This window comes from Paenarthrobacter sp. NPDC018779 (assembly GCF_044391085.1).
Lineage (GTDB): Bacteria > Actinomycetota > Actinomycetes > Actinomycetales > Micrococcaceae > Arthrobacter.
Window position 1 is genome coordinate 42,642 of the sequence record NZ_JBIRZS010000019.1, and the last position, 16,184, is coordinate 58,825.

The 16,184-nt window shown below is 67.0% G+C and carries 9 protein-coding genes; all 9 read right to left on the minus strand.

All coding sequences use genetic code 11. The features are described from left to right. Positions 1–24: 24 nt before the first annotated feature. Positions 25–669 carry a hypothetical protein gene (locus tag ACH488_RS17190; protein WP_397325786.1) on the minus strand — a complete coding sequence of 215 codons (645 nt, stop codon included), beginning with the start codon at positions 667–669 and terminating at the stop codon, positions 25–27. 97 nt (positions 670–766) lie between these two features. Then, entirely contained in the window at positions 767–5,215 is a 4,449-nt protein-coding gene (locus ACH488_RS17195; protein ID WP_397325787.1) for an FtsK/SpoIIIE domain-containing protein, read from the minus strand. Further along, positions 5,212–5,916 (minus strand): hypothetical protein, encoded by a 705-nt coding sequence (locus tag ACH488_RS17200; RefSeq protein WP_397325788.1) that lies wholly within the window; start codon positions 5,914–5,916, stop codon positions 5,212–5,214. Before ACH488_RS17200 ends, ACH488_RS17195 begins: the two co-directional genes overlap by 4 nt. 44 nt (positions 5,917–5,960) lie before the next feature. Beyond that, entirely contained in the window at positions 5,961–7,691 is a 1,731-nt protein-coding gene (locus tag ACH488_RS17205) for a serine/threonine-protein kinase (protein WP_397325789.1), read from the minus strand. After that, positions 7,688–9,742, minus strand: coding sequence for a hypothetical protein (locus ACH488_RS17210; RefSeq protein ID WP_397325790.1), 2,055 nt, complete (start codon positions 9,740–9,742; stop codon positions 7,688–7,690). The genes ACH488_RS17205 and ACH488_RS17210 overlap by 4 nt, the downstream gene beginning before the upstream one ends. Continuing rightward, positions 9,729–10,685 (minus strand): PP2C family protein-serine/threonine phosphatase, encoded by a 957-nt coding sequence (locus ACH488_RS17215; RefSeq protein WP_397325791.1) that lies wholly within the window; start codon positions 10,683–10,685, stop codon positions 9,729–9,731. Before ACH488_RS17215 ends, ACH488_RS17210 begins: the two co-directional genes overlap by 14 nt. Further along, positions 10,682–12,196: an RDD family protein gene (locus tag ACH488_RS17220; RefSeq protein ID WP_397325792.1), complete on the minus strand. Its 1,515-nt coding sequence runs from the start codon at positions 12,194–12,196 to the stop codon at positions 10,682–10,684. Before ACH488_RS17220 ends, ACH488_RS17215 begins: the two co-directional genes overlap by 4 nt. After that, positions 12,186–14,705 carry a transglutaminase domain-containing protein gene (locus ACH488_RS17225; protein ID WP_397325793.1) on the minus strand — a complete coding sequence of 840 codons (2,520 nt, stop codon included), beginning with the start codon at positions 14,703–14,705 and terminating at the stop codon, positions 12,186–12,188. The genes ACH488_RS17220 and ACH488_RS17225 overlap by 11 nt, the downstream gene beginning before the upstream one ends. Beyond that, on the minus strand, positions 14,702–16,132 hold the full coding sequence (locus tag ACH488_RS17230) for a DUF58 domain-containing protein (RefSeq protein WP_397325794.1): 1,431 nt from the start codon (positions 16,130–16,132) through the stop codon (positions 14,702–14,704). Before ACH488_RS17230 ends, ACH488_RS17225 begins: the two co-directional genes overlap by 4 nt. Positions 16,133–16,184 lie beyond the last annotated feature (52 nt).

The following is a 16,184-nucleotide window of genomic DNA, read 5'->3' on the forward strand; positions in this document are numbered from 1 at the left end:
GGCAGTGACAATATGTGCCCGCGGTCAGTGCGAGGACAGGCGGTTCTTGCTCCACAGGGCGAAGGCCAGACCGCCCAGGCCAACCAGCAGCACACCGCCGAGGATCCCGAACAGGCCCATCAGGTTCGGCCCGTTGTAGCTCGCGTTGGCCAGCACGGCAGCCTGCGTTTCCTTGCCCTTGTCGATGGGCGTGTCCCAATTGGAGGACTTCGAGGGGCTGGGGCTCGCGGAAGGGCTCGCCGAAGCGGTAGCCGGGGCTGCCGCCGTCGTGCTCGGTTCAGGAGCGGCCGACGGCGGTTGGGTCGCCTCGGGCTCAACTGTTGCCGGCGCCTGGACAACCGCAGGTTGTGGCGCCTGCACCGCGGGTGCCGGCGCCGCCGGAGCAGGAGCCGGCTGCTGCTGGGTCTCACGGACGCGCGTCGGCTCAGGCCGGGGCGTGGGCTTCGTCTTGCCCGTTTCCGGCGCCAGGCCCGGCTGGGTCGGCGTCGGTTCCGTTGGCGCGGCCAAGGACGGGCACGAACCGGCAGTCGCCGGAACACACGGCGCCGCGTGGGCGGCCGTTTGCGGCAGCACCCACGCGCCTGCGGCGAGCAGGATACCCGCCAGGACGGCAGGCACCCGGCGTCGCAGGCCGGAGGGCATCACGGTATGGAGAACGGTGCGTTGCATGGAGCATGACCTCGCTTGGGCGTTGGGGCGCTTGAGGCGATCCGGAAAGGCGAATGTTTTCGGCATCCTCCTACACGAGGCCATGCAGATGCAAATCCTAGCCGCGGTTCTCCGGGGGCATGGCCACTTGCAGCTTCCGTACCTTGCCTCGCCCAACGATGTAGCCGCGGCCCGGAATGAAGTCCTTGCCGAGGCGTCCAAGGGAGGTGTTGAGGAGGCTGTCGCCTTCCACGTCGCCCGGGTTGAGCAGCAATCCGCGCCTGCCCGATTTGAAGGGCTGGGCCAGCGACCATGCCTGCGACCACGTGGACGTTTCGGACTCGCCCACCACCCACTGGTCGGCCTTGATGGCAGCGGTGACAAGCCGTCCCACCCCGGACTCGGCCAGCGTGTCCGTGAACTCGGTCAGGCCTTCGATGAAGATTGCCATTGTGCCGGGGTTGTCCGCGGCCTTGTCTACGAGGTCGTCAACCACGTCCGAGACTTCGTCGGGACCCACCAGGGAACGGCTCCAGATGTTCAGGGACGCCACAGCCGACCGGCGCGAACCGATGTAGATCAGGTCCGTGCGCGGGTTCGAGCGCCGCAAGGCGTAGGCGAGCGTGACCAGGGCGACGGTGCGTCCGGAGCCGGGAGGCCCGGCCAACAACAACGGGCCCTTGGCGGCGATGGCAGCAGAGCCGAGAGTCTCGTCGTCGACGCCGATCACCGGGTTGTCGGCAGAACCCACCGGGAGGATGTCCAGGTCCACGAGTTCGGGCAGGCGCTGGATCTGCGGCGCGTGGTCCAGGCCCTGGCGGACCATGGCTTGGCTGAGCTTGGATACTTCGCGGGCCTGGAGGGCCAGGTTGGAGTTTCCACCCAGCACGGCGAGCTGCACTTCCAGGCCGTCAAGCAGCCCACGCCCGGGAGGCGAAGCCGCGTTGAGGACGTCCTTGGGAACATCGAGGGTCATGTAGTCGTCTTCAGAGCTCAGCCTCAGGACCAGCCGCTTCTGGATGGAAGCAAGGAGCGACGCCGGGACGGAGTTGGGACGGTCACCGGCAATAACCAGGTGGATGCCCAGGGGACGTCCGTCGGTGGCCAATTGGAGGAAGATGTCCCACAGTGCGGACAGGTTGCTGTACTCGTAGCCCTCGCGGAAGGAGGACATGCCGTCCACGAGGATGAAGAGACGCTTCTCGTCGGGTCGGTTGGCCAGCTCCCGGTACTCCACGATGGTGGAGGCCCGGACCTCGGCAAAGCGGGTGGCCCGGTCATCGGCGATGTCCTTGAGCCAGCGCAGGAGCCGGCCTACCCTTTCCACGTCGTCGCCGTTGATGATTTCGCCAACGTGCGGCAGGCCGTCCAGCATCTTCAGGCCGGAGGATCCGCAGTCGATCCCGTACACATGGACGGGACCGCCGCGGGGAGTCACGGCAGCGGCGATCGCGATGCCCCGCAGCGCGGCCGACTTACCGGAGCCGCCGGTTCCGTAGACAGCCATGTTGCCGTCGCGGTCAGGTTCGTAGAACACCGTGGGCTGGTCCTGGTGGGCAGGATCGTCGGCAACACCGAGCAACAGCCGCTCATCCGTGCGGGGATTGGGCAGCTTGGAGAAGTCGTAGGTGGTGGCGAGTTCGTTGAGCCACGGCTTGCGGGGAGGCTCGATCTCCAGCACGTCCGCGGCCCTGATGATGTTGGCTGTCATCCGGGCAATGTCGTTGGGACCGGCCGGATCTTCCATGACGTCCGTGGCTGGCGGCGGCTCCCACGACGGTCCTGAGCCAAAGGCCATTTCCACGATGTCGATGCGGGGCCGCTGCGGTTTGTCCGTGGTCCAGCCGCCGGCGTAGCCGGTCTGGAAACCCTGGATCCGTCCCGGACCGGTCTTGGCGGCACCTCGGCCGGGAATGGAGGGATCGAAGTAGGCTGCTGTGGGAACACCCAGGATGTCCACGGCATCCACTTCATCGGCCATGCGGAGGGCCACCCGGAGGTTGGTGTTGGCCCGGAGGTTGTCCTTGATGACGCCGGCAGGACGCTGGGTGGCCAGGATCAGGTGCAGGCCGAGGGAACGGCCACGGGCGGCCACGTCCACCACGCCGTCCACGAACTCCGGGACCTCGGTGGCCAGGGCCGCGAATTCGTCCACGATGATGATCAGGTACGGGGGTGCCTCGGGGTCCGCTTCGCGCTGCAGGGCAAGGAGGTCCTTGGCTTTCTTCCGGTTCAGCAGGCGTTCGCGGTAGTGCAGTTCGGCGCGGAGCGAGGTCAGCGCCCGTCTTACCAGGTGCGGCGAAAGGTCGGTCACCAGGCCAACCGTGTGGGGCAGGTGCAGGCAGTCCGCGAAGGCAGCGCCACCCTTGTAGTCCACGAACAGGAAACTGACCCTGTCCGGGCTGTAAGCGGCGGCCATGCCCATCACCCACGACTGCAGGAACTCGGACTTGCCGGCGCCCGTGGTTCCACCCACCAGTGCGTGGGGCCCCTCGTTCTTGAGGTCGAGGTAGAAGGGCTCCACGCCCTTCGATCCCACCAGGGCCCGCAGGCTGCCGTTGTCCTTGCGGTTGGGTACGGCGCTGGCGTGCACGGAGTTGTTCTCCCGCCACCGCTCGGCCACCGACTGCGGGTTGTCCATGAATTCCTTGCCGATCAGCGCAGCGTAGGACACCGCGCGGGGCAGGTCGGAATCGTCCTCGAGCGGATTGCCGACGTCCACCAGGGGCGACATCATCCGGGCGAGTTGCGTTGCCAGTCCGGCGTCGAGGCTTTCACAGCTGACCGGGTAGGTGTGGCGGCCCAGCCGGACCTGTCCCGTGGTGGTGCCGTGATCGCCGTCGACGGAGAGGAAATCCCGGCAAGCGGCCGGAAGTGACTGCACGTTGGCTGCCACCCACATGACGTGGACCCCATAATCCGGGCCGCGTTCCACGAGACGGGTGAGGCGTCCGCGATCCACGGGGGCGTCGTCTTCCACCACCACCAGCACTGCGGGGACCACCGGGCCGGGAGTGTCCTCGTGCTCGTCCTTGAGCCCGGGCCTGGGCTGCTGCCCGGGTTCTTTGGCCTGCGCTTCGCGCTGTTCCACGAGGTCCTCCAGGCGGGACAGCAGCGTGGATCCGGCGGCCGGGCCGGCGGCAAGGTGGTCGCCGGAGAGCGGGCTGTGGCCGGAACCGACGTGCGGCAGCCACTGCAGCCAGTCCCAGCGCTCACGGGAGCGCGGGGACGTCAACGCCGTGACAACCAGTTCCGCCGGCGAATGGAGGCCCACCAACTGGAGCACCATGCCCCGGGCAACGTCGTCCACCACGCTGCGGTCGCCCGCCACGCCAAAGGATCCCGAGGTCCGCAGTTGGGACACGATGGGAACGCCTTCGATGATGCGGACTTGCTGCAGGCACTCCTGGATTTCCCGCATGTACTTGGGTTCGGTCTCGTTGGCACCGGGCTCGTCGAACTGGATGCGGGACGGCGCGGACCCAAGGCCGAACCTTACGCCCAGGAAGTGCTGGTGTTCGGGCCGGTTGGTCCAGAGCAGCGGTCCCAGCTTGTAGATAGCATCCACGGTGTCGCTGACGGAGGGCGCCTCCTGCAACCGGACGGCACGCTCGATGTTCTGCTGCCGGTCGATGTCCTCGCGGAAGGCCAGCATGGCAGCCCTGAAGTGCTTGTGCCCTTCCTTGGCCTGCTTCTTGCCCTGCATCTTGTGGTCCACATAATGGCCCACGACGAACAGCGGCATCATGGCCATGAAGATCACCGAGAGCAAGTTCTGCGTCAGGGCGAACAGGACACCACCCATCAGGAGCGGCGTGATGAGCATGATGTACGGGAACGGCTGGTGCTCAGGTCGCTTCGGGCCTGCCGGCGGTACCCGTTTGGGCGATTCGAACCTCGGCACCACGCGCGGCGAGCGGTTGAAATCCACCAGCGGCGACGTCGGCCCGCCGGAGTGGTTTCTGGAAAGCGAAACCACTCCCACGGTGGTGTCGCCCAGGGTGACCGTATCCGAGGATTCCAACGTGGCCCGGGTGACGGGCAGGCCATCCATCAGGAGGCCGTTGGCCGAGTTGGTGTCAACGATTTCCACCGTTTCGCCCACGGTGATCCGCGCGTGGCGCTTGGACGTCAACGGGTCGCTCAACCTGATGTCGACGTCCCGGTCCCGGCCGATGTAGCTGGTGCCGAAGGGCAGCGAAAATTCGCGTCCGACGTCGGGCCCTGCCATGACGCGCAAGGTGGCCGCAGCGGGTCCGCGGTCCACGCCGTGCCCGGTCGAGGCGAACTGTTCGCTCACTTGGGCCAGCGACACACGCGAGCCGGGCCGCAGTCCGGACTCCAGCAGGTTGTCGGCAGGCTTGAGGATCTGGCCGGAGAGCCCGCCGCCCACGAACGCTTCGTCCACGCTGATGGACAGGTTCGACGGCGGTTCGGTTCCCTTCCGTGCGGGGTCGGCTGCCCAGAGTTCCGTGGCGATATCGGCCACCGTGGCGCGGCCATCCACCGTGACGGCGAGGTCTTTTGCTTCCGCGGGGTCTCGCCGCAAGGTCAGGCGGAACTTCATCCTTCGTCGACTCCAGTCTCGGTTTCCAGGAGGTACAGGTCTGCGGCGGTCACCAGGTGGGAGGTCACGGCGTGCTCCACCAAGCGGGCGCGGCGGTTGGTGGCGAGTTTGCCCGCTCCCCCACGCAGGCCCACGACGCCCACGCGGTCCAGCTTGTCGCACACGTTGTCCAGCTTCCGGTTGAACCGGGTCAGGGCCCAGCCGAGCCGCTTGGCAGCCTCGGCCGAGGACGGGATGGCGCTGAACCCGGTGCCTTCACGGCGGAGCATGGGCTCGGCCAAGGCAACAATCAGTGCCTTCTGCGAGTCGGTGAACACCACGGGACCAATGGTGGTGTCGCCGGCCTGGTCCTCGTCACGGGCTTCGTGCCGGAACGAGGGCGTCTTCAGATGCACGGCGAATTCGTACGTGGTGGGTCCGGCCGTGAAAATGACGTTGGTGTGGCTGAAAACCAGCGGAATGCGGGCACCCGGTGCAAGCCAGGCCTGCATGCCGCCGGAACCATCGGCGATGGTGGCGGACAGCATGCTGCCCACGTTGCTGAGCCACCAGATGCCGTCATACCGGGCGATCTGCAGGAAACGCCGGTGCAGGTAAGGGTTATCGTCGACTTCGAGGTCGCCTTCGCGGCCAATGTCAAAGACGTCCTCGTCAGACGGTTCGTACCATTCGCCACAGAAATCTATTGCTAGATCCCCCATGATCTGTGCCTCCTCGCTGGGCAGTGTGTGTCTTTCATGGCCTGCTACTTCTCCAGGCACGCAATGGAGTCAGGACCACCGGGCGAAGCGGAACCGTCGGAGCGGACAATGATGACCTGGACACAGATGGGCAACTCACTGAATCCCGAGACGAAAGCCTTCTCGGTACCGGTGGTTTGGTAGGCCCCGTCTGCCTTGGCCGATTTGGTCCGCCATTTATAGGAGTCGTCCTTCCCTGGCTGGGGGTTTTTCCAGGAAAAGACCACAATGTTCGGATCCTTGGTGTCCCGCGCCGCGCTGAGTCCCACGACGTCCGGAACGTTGCCGTCCCCGATCGGATCTGCCGGCGGCTTGCTTGCCGACTCCGTCGGTGCCACCTTGGGCTGGGCCGAACCGCCCAGCACCACGCCAACCACGACGGCGACAACCAGGACCGCGCCGCCGGTGACGGCGAGCCACAGATTACGTTTCCCGTGGTCGGCTTGCGGGGCCTCTTCCGCCGCGGGCGCGGCGCCGGGCGCCGAACGGTTGACGGTTGCATCGAGGTTGTCCGACGCCGGTTGCCAGCCCCGAAGGACAGTGGATTCTGCAGTCTCCGGTTCCGCCTCGGCAGGCCTGATGGACCTGGCATCCGGCATCTGGAACTGCGGCGTGTACGTCTGGGCCGGCGGCAGCTGCGGAGCCTGGGTGGGCTGTGGCTGTGTTGGCTGCGGCCGGGCCGTTCCCGGACGCGTGGTCTGCGGACTGGTTCCGGGCACCGTGGAGGGGAACGTCCGGGCCGGGAACGTGGGAGCCGAGCCGGTGGTTGCTGTTCCCGAGGCATCGGGATCGATCGAAGCGATGCTCCGGACGCGGGTTTCCTCCACATTGTCGTCCGGGTGCTGCTCATCCCCGTGCCCGGGTTCGGCGAGGACCTCGAATGGAGTGACCGAGAGGTTCAGCTCAGCCTGGATTCGTTGCAAGGCCAGGGCGAAGGCATGGGCCGAGGAGTACCGGGAGTCCGGAGACTTGGCCATGGCCGTGGCAAGGACCAGCTCCAGCGATTCGGGCACGTCGGCCCGTCCCAGCCGGGGCACGGGAGAGTTGGTGATCCGCGAAATCAGTTCGCGTTGCGAGTTGTCCTGGCCGGGAAGGACGAACGGGGAACGGCCCGCCAAAAGGGTGTAGAGCGTGGCGCCCAGTGCCCAGATGTCCACGGGAACACCGTCAACGGCACCACCGCGGAACTGTTCCGGGGGCGACCACGGGATGGACATGCCGGCGTCGTCATCGCTGTCCGTGCCGATGGTTCCGGAAATGCCGAAGTCCGTCAGGGCGGGCCGGTTGTAGTCCGTGACCAGGATGTTGGCTGGCTTGATGTCACGGTGGACGATGCCTGCCCGGTGGGCGGTCTCGACGGCGGACGCCACCTGGATGCCGACGGCCAGGACCTCGTCCACGCTGAAGCGTTGGCGACGGTACCGGACATCCAGGCTCGGCCGGGAGCAGTACTCCATGGCCAGGTACGAGTGCCCGTTTTCGGTGATCTCCGCTTCGAAGATGGTCACGATGTACGGGTGTGATGACAATTGCGCCATCAGGTTCGCCTCGGACTCGAAGCGGCGGCGCGCGCCCTCGGTCTTCAGGTCGGAGAGCAGCACTTTAACGGCCACTTTTCGGCGCGGCCTGTCCTGCTCGTACAGGAAGACGTCGGAGAAACCACCGGAACCGAGCAGGCTGATGTACTTGAACCCCGGGATGGGTGGAGGCGGCGCGGGGGGCCTCTTGGAACTCAAAGAATCTCCTCGAAACGCAATGAAATGTTGTCACCCAGTTCGGCGATGTCGCCGTCCAGCAGGATGGCCATCTCGTTTTGGGCAAGCCGGCGCGGGGCCTGGCCTTCCCTGATCAGGACGGTGCCGTTGGTGGCCTTGAGGTCGCACAGCATGACGTGCCAGCCTTCCAGCCGCACCTCGACGTGGGATCGCGAAATGTCACCGCCAGGGCTCTCCACTTGGACAAGGCGCGGCATGGTGCCACCCTGCACCCGGGAGACCGAGGGCTGGCGGCCGATGATGAGCGACTGGTCAAGGTCAATCAGCTCGCCGGTGGACAACCGCATCCGGCCCAGCCGCGGACGGGGAACCTGCACCGCGTCGCCGGACAAGGCCACGCCGCACGCCGCGCACTGCGGGTAGGTGGGTGGATTGGCATGGCCTTGGGAGCACACGCGTGCCAAAACGCTCGGACCGTTGCCCGCAGGCGCGCTGGCTTGGTCCGGAGCAGACGCCGCCGTGGGGAGGTCGTCTGCCACGCTGCTCTTCATGATCGTCTGGCCGTCATGGTCAGGATCGTGCTCCGGCACGGACTGCGCCGTTTGTACAGGTGCCGGCGGGACGGGAGCAGTTGGGACAACTGCCGGCGGAGCCGCAACGCCGGACGCTTCCGGCCCACCCTGCGGCGCCGACGTTCCGGTGCTGCCGCGCAGCCACGGCACGGAGTCGATCAAAGCGGGCACGCCAAGGGGCGCGGACGCCGGTTCCACGGCAGGCCCCGCTGGCGCGGCAGCAGTCCCAGCTGGAGCGGCAGGCGAAGGCCCGACGCCGGAGCCGCCGTTCGCGGCCTGCTCCCCCACTGCCTGCTCCCCCACTGCCTGCTCCCCCTCGATCGGGGCCGACCTGGGCGGCTCCGTGGTCTTCGGTGCCGGAGGCGCGGGGACATCGTGCTCATCGGAATCGTCCGCAATCCGTACGGCAGCGTCCTCGATGTTCCGCATCACCGTCTTGTCCCACAAATGGTCATAGTTGGTGGTGGTTTCCAACGTCGGAAGCAGCGGATCCGTGGTGCTGGTGTGCACGGGAACCCCGGTTGAATCCTCAGAGACGTCGGGCTCGGTGCCGGAATCAGCAGGCTTGTCCGGTCCGGACTGATCGGAGTCGTCCGGAAGTTCGGGGCCACCGGGCTGATCGGAGTCATCCGGAAGCTCGGGGCCGCCCGCCTGATCGGAGTCATCCGGACGCTCGGGGCCACCGGGCTGATCAGAGTCATCCGCCTGATCCGAGCCTGCCACCTCACCCGGGCCACTTCCCTGTTCCAGCCCTTCAGCCGAGGACGTATCCCCCGCGCCACCAAAGGCCAGTGCGTGCGGCGCGATGGTCAAGCCGAGATCGGCATCGGGGTAGCCGAGGACCGTTTCATCGGACACCGGGGCCGGAGAAACCGGTGCCTCGGAGTCAGGCTGATTCGGAATTTCGGCCGCCGTTTCCACCGCGTTGGCCTCGCCCGGGACCCCAACCGCTGTGGCCACGGCTCCCGCGGCCGGCTGTACCGGCTCTTCAAGGTCCGCCCCGTCCGTGAGCTCAACATCCACGCCGGACAAGCGCACCACGCCCTCAACCAAAGGCAGGGGTGAGCCGTCCGGCAGCGGCAGGCTGCCACCCGCCGTCGTGCTTGAAGCGATCCGCAGGCTGTACGCGTCAGCCGAGCTGAACCGCCGCTCCGTCCACGTGGTGACGTCCCGGCCGCTGACCTGCTCGCCGCCGGAGCCGGACCGGGCCCCGGTGGACTGGACCGTGAGCTCGAGGTCGCCGCGGAGGAACACCCGCAAGCCGTCCTTGGCGTCGATGATTCCGAAGGGCGGAATCCGGCTCAGGGAGACACCGAAGGCATCGGTGACTTCGTGGAGGACTTCGTGGGCTTCCGGCACGGTCGCCAAAACGTTCCACACCACGTCGATCAACGATGCAGGAGTGTCCGGTCCCAGCAGGACCACTGTCCCTTGGCGCACGACGCCAAACCAGTCACCCTGGCCGTAGCGGGCAACCATCGGACTGTTACTGCTTGGCATCTGCACCGGCCTCGGTCTCCGGGCCGGCGTCATCGTCATCGGCCCCGTGGTCCTCCGTGCTGTGGTCTTCAGTGCCGTTCACCCAGGCCCGCGGGAGGGTGTCTTCTTCCACCTCGGATTCCACTTCCGGGCGCGGAGCGGTGGTGGCGATGCCGGCGTCGTTCAGGACGTTCTTGGCGTCAACCACGATCACCGTGACGTTGTCCCGGCCGCCGCTGCGGAGCGCTGCCTGGATCAAGGCATCCACGGCGTCCTGGGGGTGCGCTACGGTGCTGAGGACGCGGAACATGTGATCATCGCCGAGCTCTCCGTTGAGCCCGTCGGAGCAGACCATCACGCGGTCGCCCTCCTGGATGGGCAGCAGCCAGAAGTCCGCCTCGGTTTCGTCACCGGTACCCAGGGCGCGGGTGACGACGTGGCGGCGCGGGTGGATCGAGGCCTGTTCCGGAGTGATGTCTCCGGAATCCACCAGTTCCTGGACCTCCGAGTGGTCAACGCTCACCTGCGAGAAGCCGCCTTGGCTGAGGAGGTAGGTCCTGGAGTCGCCGATGTTCATGACCAGCCAGTAGGGCACGCCCATCTGCTCCACCACCACCACGCCGGACAACGTGGTCCCGGCGCGGCCACCGGTCGCGTTGCGGATGGCCGCATCTGCCTTGAGCAGGCACGCCTGGAGTTCCCCGGCCGTCGCCGAACGGGTGCCGGTGGCCAGTTCCGGAGCGCTGCCCAGGGTGCGGACGCACATACCGCTGGCGATCTCCCCGGCCTCGTGGCCGCCCATGCCGTCCGCCACTGCGAAGACGGGATCGGAGGCGATGAACGAATCCTCGTTCAGCTCCCGCCGCAGGCCGCGATCCGTCCCGTAGCCGTAACTCAGCTGGAAACTGGGGCCACTGGGGGCGGCAAGGGCGTCGGCATCCGGGCTTGCCGGCTGTGAGTTCATGCTTGTCCTAGGTGGAAGGAACGGTCCCCGAAGTGAACGGTGGAACCGGGTCGAACAAAGACGGCCTCGCCCGGATGCAGCCGGGTCTGGATGCCGTCAGGCGTGGTGACGGCGCTGCCGTTGGTGGAATTGCGGTCGGTGACCCAGACGCCGTCGCCGTCCACCCGCAAATGCAGATGGGTCTTGGAGATCGACCGGCCGGGATCGGAAACCGGGAGCAGCTGCTGGGTGGCTTCTCCTGGCTGGGGTGCGGGGTTTCGGCCAAGCAGCACGGTGCCGCCGAGCTGGACATCCTGCCCGTCGTCCACGCGGATCCGCAGTACCGCCTCCACGCGCGCGGCGCCCGGCCGCATCTGGGTCCGGTCCAGGTCATCGTCCGGGTGCACCGCCGCGGGACTTTGGGCAGCTGGAGGAACGACGGCGGGGCTTGCGTTCCCGGGCCGCGGAGCCACCGGGGGCCGCCACTGGTTGGGGTCGTGGGAAGGCTGCGGAGCGGGAGCGTGGGGCGCGGTATTGGCCACGACGGGAGCCACTGCAGCCGCCTGGGCTGCGGGTTTCTGGGGCGCAACCGCCGAGCCGGGCACCGGCGAAGCCACGGGCTGCACGGGCGGCAGGTCCACGGGGGCGAAGCTGTAGGGTCCCTGGATCCCGCCCGTTGCTACGGGGTTGCGGCCGGCGTGGACGTCGAACACCAGCGATTTGGCTGCCTTGTCATGCCAACCCCGGAGCTTGCCGTTGCTGTCCCAGGCGTTGGAGACCACCACCAGGATGGCCCACACCACGCCAAGGCCCATCAACGGGAGGCCAATGAACAACATCAGCCCAATAAGTCCCAGACCGGAGAACACGCCTGCCGCGATGCTGCCGAGCAGCAGTACTCCCCCGGTGATGATGCCACGGACAAAGACGGCACCCGCGCCGGGTGCATAGCCGTCAGCATCCGAACTGCGGATGCCCATCACCTGGTTGCCGATGGTGTTGCCGGACTTGGCTTCCAACGCCAGGAGCACAATCATGTAGACCACGGTGAACGCGAGGCCGATGCTGCCCAACAGGACCAGCAACCCGGTGTCGTAGACAATGAAGCCGTTCCGGCGGGTCTGGGTGATACCGGCGATCCCGATGGCGAAGGTGGTGGCAAGCACAGCGACAGGAGCCAGCCAGTCCAAAACGGCCGCACCCAAGCGTTTACCGGCAGACGCCGGCGCGAGTTCAAGCTTCGTCGTCAAAGTGGTCCCTCCCCCTGGATTCGACGCTGCGCCGGCACCGGCTCCGGACTGTACCGGGAACGGTTGAACGGATCCGGCTGGCGCGGACACTACCGAGATACTACCGGCACCCGGCGCGACCTGCCGGGTCAAGGGATCCTGCGCAGCCGCCTGCGCGTGGTTGACGTTCCTGTCCCGGCGGGCTCCACGGTTGTTCAGCGGGGAGCCGCAGAAGGTACAGAACGATGCCCCGGGACGCACCGTGTGGCGGCAGGCCGGGCATGCTTCGGCCTCACTGCCCACTCTTGCCGCCCTTCGTGAACAAGGACCCGAGCCTGCTGCGGAGGCCGTTGGCCACACGCTCCTTCGGTGACCGTCCCTCCAGTTCCCTGCGCCTGAGGGCAGCCCGGCCGTCCGAGAGGAGGGAGCGCGGCGAGAAGCGGGCCTGCTGCCTCTTCCAGAAGCCCACGCTTCCCGTGATGCCGTCCAGTGACGAGTCCACGATCTCCCAGTACTCCTTGACCTCGGCTTCGCTGGGCTGCCCTGCACCGAACACAGCTGCGTCGGCGCGGTGCGCCAGCAATGTGGTGGTGGTCCCGGTGACGGGGAACGCCTCCGCGATCACCGACGCCGATTCGCGCCGGGTGGACTTGCCGTCGATCGAGGCGCCCATGTCCGTCGCCAGGCTCAACACTTCGTTCCAGCCTCCGCCCACGCGCTGGGCGGCGTGGCCGTCCCGGAACCGGGCTTTCCGGCGTCGTGCCTTCAACAGGAGAATCAGCAACAGCGGCAAGGCGAGGATCCCGATCGGAATCAACGCAACACCGATCGCCGCCAGCAGCGGACCCCAGAAGAGCCAAGGGTTGTTCTTTTTCTCGTCAGCATCAAGCGCGTCCGGTGTGGAGTCCGGCGGCAGGTCCGCCGGCTCCTGCGGCGGGGGCGGCGGCTGGAGTACCTGCGGCTTGGGCTTGGACTTGGTGTCCGGGTCCGGCGGGATGGGGACGTTGTCCTTGGGCGGGGTGGGATCGAAGGCCACCCAGCCGACACGGTCGAAGGCGACTTCCACCCAGGCGTGCACGTCCTTGCCGGTGATGTTGATATCGCCGGCGCCGTTCTCCGGGCTCTTGGGGTCAGGATAGAAACCCATCACCACGCGCGAAGGGATACCCAGGTGGCGCAGCATCAAGGACATGGCCACCGAGTACTGCTCGTCGTCACCGAGCATCTGCTTGGCAGACAGCAGGTTCCGTACGCGCGCAGAGCTGTGCCCGGGCAGGCTGGGCAACTGTCCGTCGGCGACGAGTCCGTTGCTGAAGGCACCGCTCTTCTGGAAGTGCGCTTCGATCTGCCGGACACGGTCGATCGCCGTGGGCGCGTCCGCGGAGAGCTCGTTGGCTTGCGAGGCCACGATCGGCGGAACTTCCTGCGCGTCAGGCAGCGTGATCTTGGCAAAGTCGTATTGGGTGAGCTGGCCGTGCTCCAGCGTTCCAGGATCGGAAACCTGGACGGTGTACTCATCACCCTTGGCCAGGCCGTTGGTGGTCACCGCGGTGTCCGTTCCGGCGTTGAAGTACAGCCCTGAAGCTGCCTCCGGGCTCTCCAGGAAGCTCAGGCCAGTGGTGTGCCGTCCGCCAGGAACAAAGTAGCCCTGGTAGTCCTCAATGGTGATGTCCAGCGTGTAGTTGGTGCTGGCCACCGGGCTGCCCGTGTCAGCGAGGGTGTTCAGTGAACGGGCATCGCCTACTTTGCTGAAGTTGCCCGAACTGTTGGGATCCATGGTGTAGTTCAAGCCGTTGAAGGAGTCCAGTGCGGCCAAGCGGACGCGGCCATCCTTGGGCAGGCCCTTGACGGAAAAGAGAGTCTGGTCCTTCTGGTCCTTCACGAAGTTGCGGAAGCTTGCCAGCGGAGTGATGTAGTCGCGGGGATCGAACGGCGGGACGATCGTGTTGCGCAGCACCTTCCGGTCATCGCTCGCAGTGACCAGCGGCGAGGCCACCGCGGTGATGCCGACGGCGGCGGCGATCACGGCTGCAGCAGTCCCCAGGCGGCGGAGCTTGCCACGGCGGGCCGTACCGGCGTCGTGGTCCGGACGGTTGGCCGACACCATCCTGGTGCTGCTCTGGCGCAACACGTCCCGGCGGAAGGTGGCCCACACGATCGAAATGATGGTCAGGGAAACACCGCGCTCCACGTTGAGGAAGCTGGCACTGGTGCTGAAGGCGATGCCCGTGACAAACAGTGCCAGAACGGGCAGGAGCGGCCAGTACGGGCTCTTGAGGCGCCAGGCCAACAGGCCCGCCCCCAGTGCCGTCAGCATCGAGCTCAGGAACGGAACAATGAGCATGCCGTTCGCGGTACCAACAGGCACGCCAACCGTCAGCATGTCCTTCCACGAGAACACGATGCCCAGCAACAGCGTGCGCAACGAATCCAGGCTCGGCAGGAACCCCAGCACGGCGGTGTCCGGCACTGCCAGGGCCGAGCCGAACAGCATGTAGGCGCCGAAGGCCAATGCAGTGGTAATCAGCAGGCCCAGCCGGAGGTGCGCGTTCAGCACCGCGATGCCCAGGCCCAGCAGGATTCCGCCCAGTCCGGCCACCAGGTAGCGTGCGTCCCCGCCGAAGCTCAGGCTGAAGCCAAGCACGCCCAGGAACAACAACGCCGCGAGGGCAACGCAGTCAACGGCAAAGTGCCACAAGGGCCGACCATCGGCGAAGATCGAGGCGCTGCTGTTGACCGCCCGCCTCCGCGTCCGGGCATCCGGCCTGCCGTCCCGCCGCTGGCGGTTGCGGGTGTTCGGCGCGGTGCTCATGCTGCCGCCTTTCGAAGGACAATGGCGAGATCGTCGAGGTCTCCCACGGTGAGGACTGTCAGGTCCGCGATGTTGGCGCGCGACGGCGCCGCGGCGGGCTGGACGCGAACGGCGAGGCTGCGGACTCCGGGCGGAACAGAGGCTGCCGCCGAACGGAGTTGCGTAGCCGTCACCTGGCTGCCCACCACGAAGAACACCACGGAGGCGTTCGGGACCGTATCGGCCAGGGTCCGGGCGAGGTCGACGGCGGTCTTCCGCATCGGCGCTCCGACGATCCTGGTCATGTCATCCAGCAGGTTGCGGCCGGTTTCGCAGCGCAAGGGGCCTTTTTGCGTCATGACATCCAGCTCGCGCTGTTCACGGATGGCCTGGCGCCCAATGGAGCCAGCCACGGAGATGGCCATCTCGAACTCGGCCTCGGAGTCATACTCGTCCAGGTTGATCGAGAGTGAAATGGCCAGGTGCGCCCGGCGGGTCTCCTCGAACTGACGGACCATGAGCTTGTTGGTGCGGGCCGTCGTCTTCCAGTGGATGTGCCTGCGGTCGTCACCGGGAACGTAGTCCCGCAGGGCGTGGAAGGAAACGTCTGCGCTGGACAGCTCGGTGGTGGGCATGCCTTCAAGGTCGCGGATAAAGCCCGCAGCCGATCCGCCGAGGGGAACCGTGCGGGGGTGGACGAACAAGTCCACCGGTTCCGTCCACAACACGCGGCGGCGGAGCAGGTGCAGCGGATCAGCCCGCACCGAGCGGACCGGGCCAACAACGATCACGGCGCGGCGGGCGGTGGGAATGGTGAACAGGTCCTCGTGGACCTGGGCAGGCTTCATGCGCGGCAAGTGGAAGATGGCCGTGTTGGAACCTACGGGAAGTTCCAGCGTGGCCGGCAGCAGCGGGCGGGTGGAGACGTTGGACACGGCAATGCTGCCCACCGCGTCGTCGCCAACGGCCACGCGGGTGCGTGCCAGGTCCAGCACCACGCCGTAGGCTGAGCGGCCAACAATGAACGCGATGGCGAACACGAACAACAGGAACGCCACCATGGCGGCGGACTTGGCCTCCTGCCAGCCCCAGGACTGCCCTGCGGTCCACAAGCCGATGGCTGTGGCCAGCATCACCCAACCGAGCACGCTCACCACGGACAGGACGGGCCACACGAAGCGCAGCCAGAGCCGGCGCACGGTGGACCATGCAGGGGCCAGTACCTCGCCCAGCGTCCCTGCGGCTTCGGCCCACACGGCTGCGGGGTGGAGCTTGCCGGGCTTGCCTGGCCGGGCTGCACCTGGCCGGATGCCGTTGCCGGAGCCAGTGCCGTTGCCGGAGCCGGTTGCGTTGCCGGAGCCGCCGAGGGAGCGGATCTTGCTGCCAAGCGCCGATGTTGCGCGCTTGAGCGAATCAGCAGCCCTGTTCAGGGGTGTGCTGGAGGACATGTGGGGACCTTTGTTCGTGCCGGGGTGCGGGTGGTTCGTGCGGGAGCCGTAC

Coding starts and splice junctions, on each gene's coding strand:
- ACH488_RS17190 (WP_397325786.1), bottom strand. CDS start 669: ATGCAACGCACCGTTCTCCATACCGTGATGCCCTCCGGCCTGCGACGC.
- ACH488_RS17195 (WP_397325787.1), bottom strand. CDS start 5,215: ATGAAGTTCCGCCTGACCTTGCGGCGAGACCCCGCGGAAGCAAAAGAC.
- ACH488_RS17210 (WP_397325790.1), bottom strand. CDS start 9,742: ATGCCAAGCAGTAACAGTCCGATGGTTGCCCGCTACGGCCAGGGTGAC.
- ACH488_RS17215 (WP_397325791.1), bottom strand. CDS start 10,685: ATGAACTCACAGCCGGCAAGCCCGGATGCCGACGCCCTTGCCGCCCCC.
- ACH488_RS17200 (WP_397325788.1), bottom strand. CDS start 5,916: ATGGGGGATCTAGCAATAGATTTCTGTGGCGAATGGTACGAACCGTCT.
- ACH488_RS17225 (WP_397325793.1), bottom strand. CDS start 14,705: ATGAGCACCGCGCCGAACACCCGCAACCGCCAGCGGCGGGACGGCAGG.
- ACH488_RS17230 (WP_397325794.1), bottom strand. CDS start 16,132: ATGTCCTCCAGCACACCCCTGAACAGGGCTGCTGATTCGCTCAAGCGC.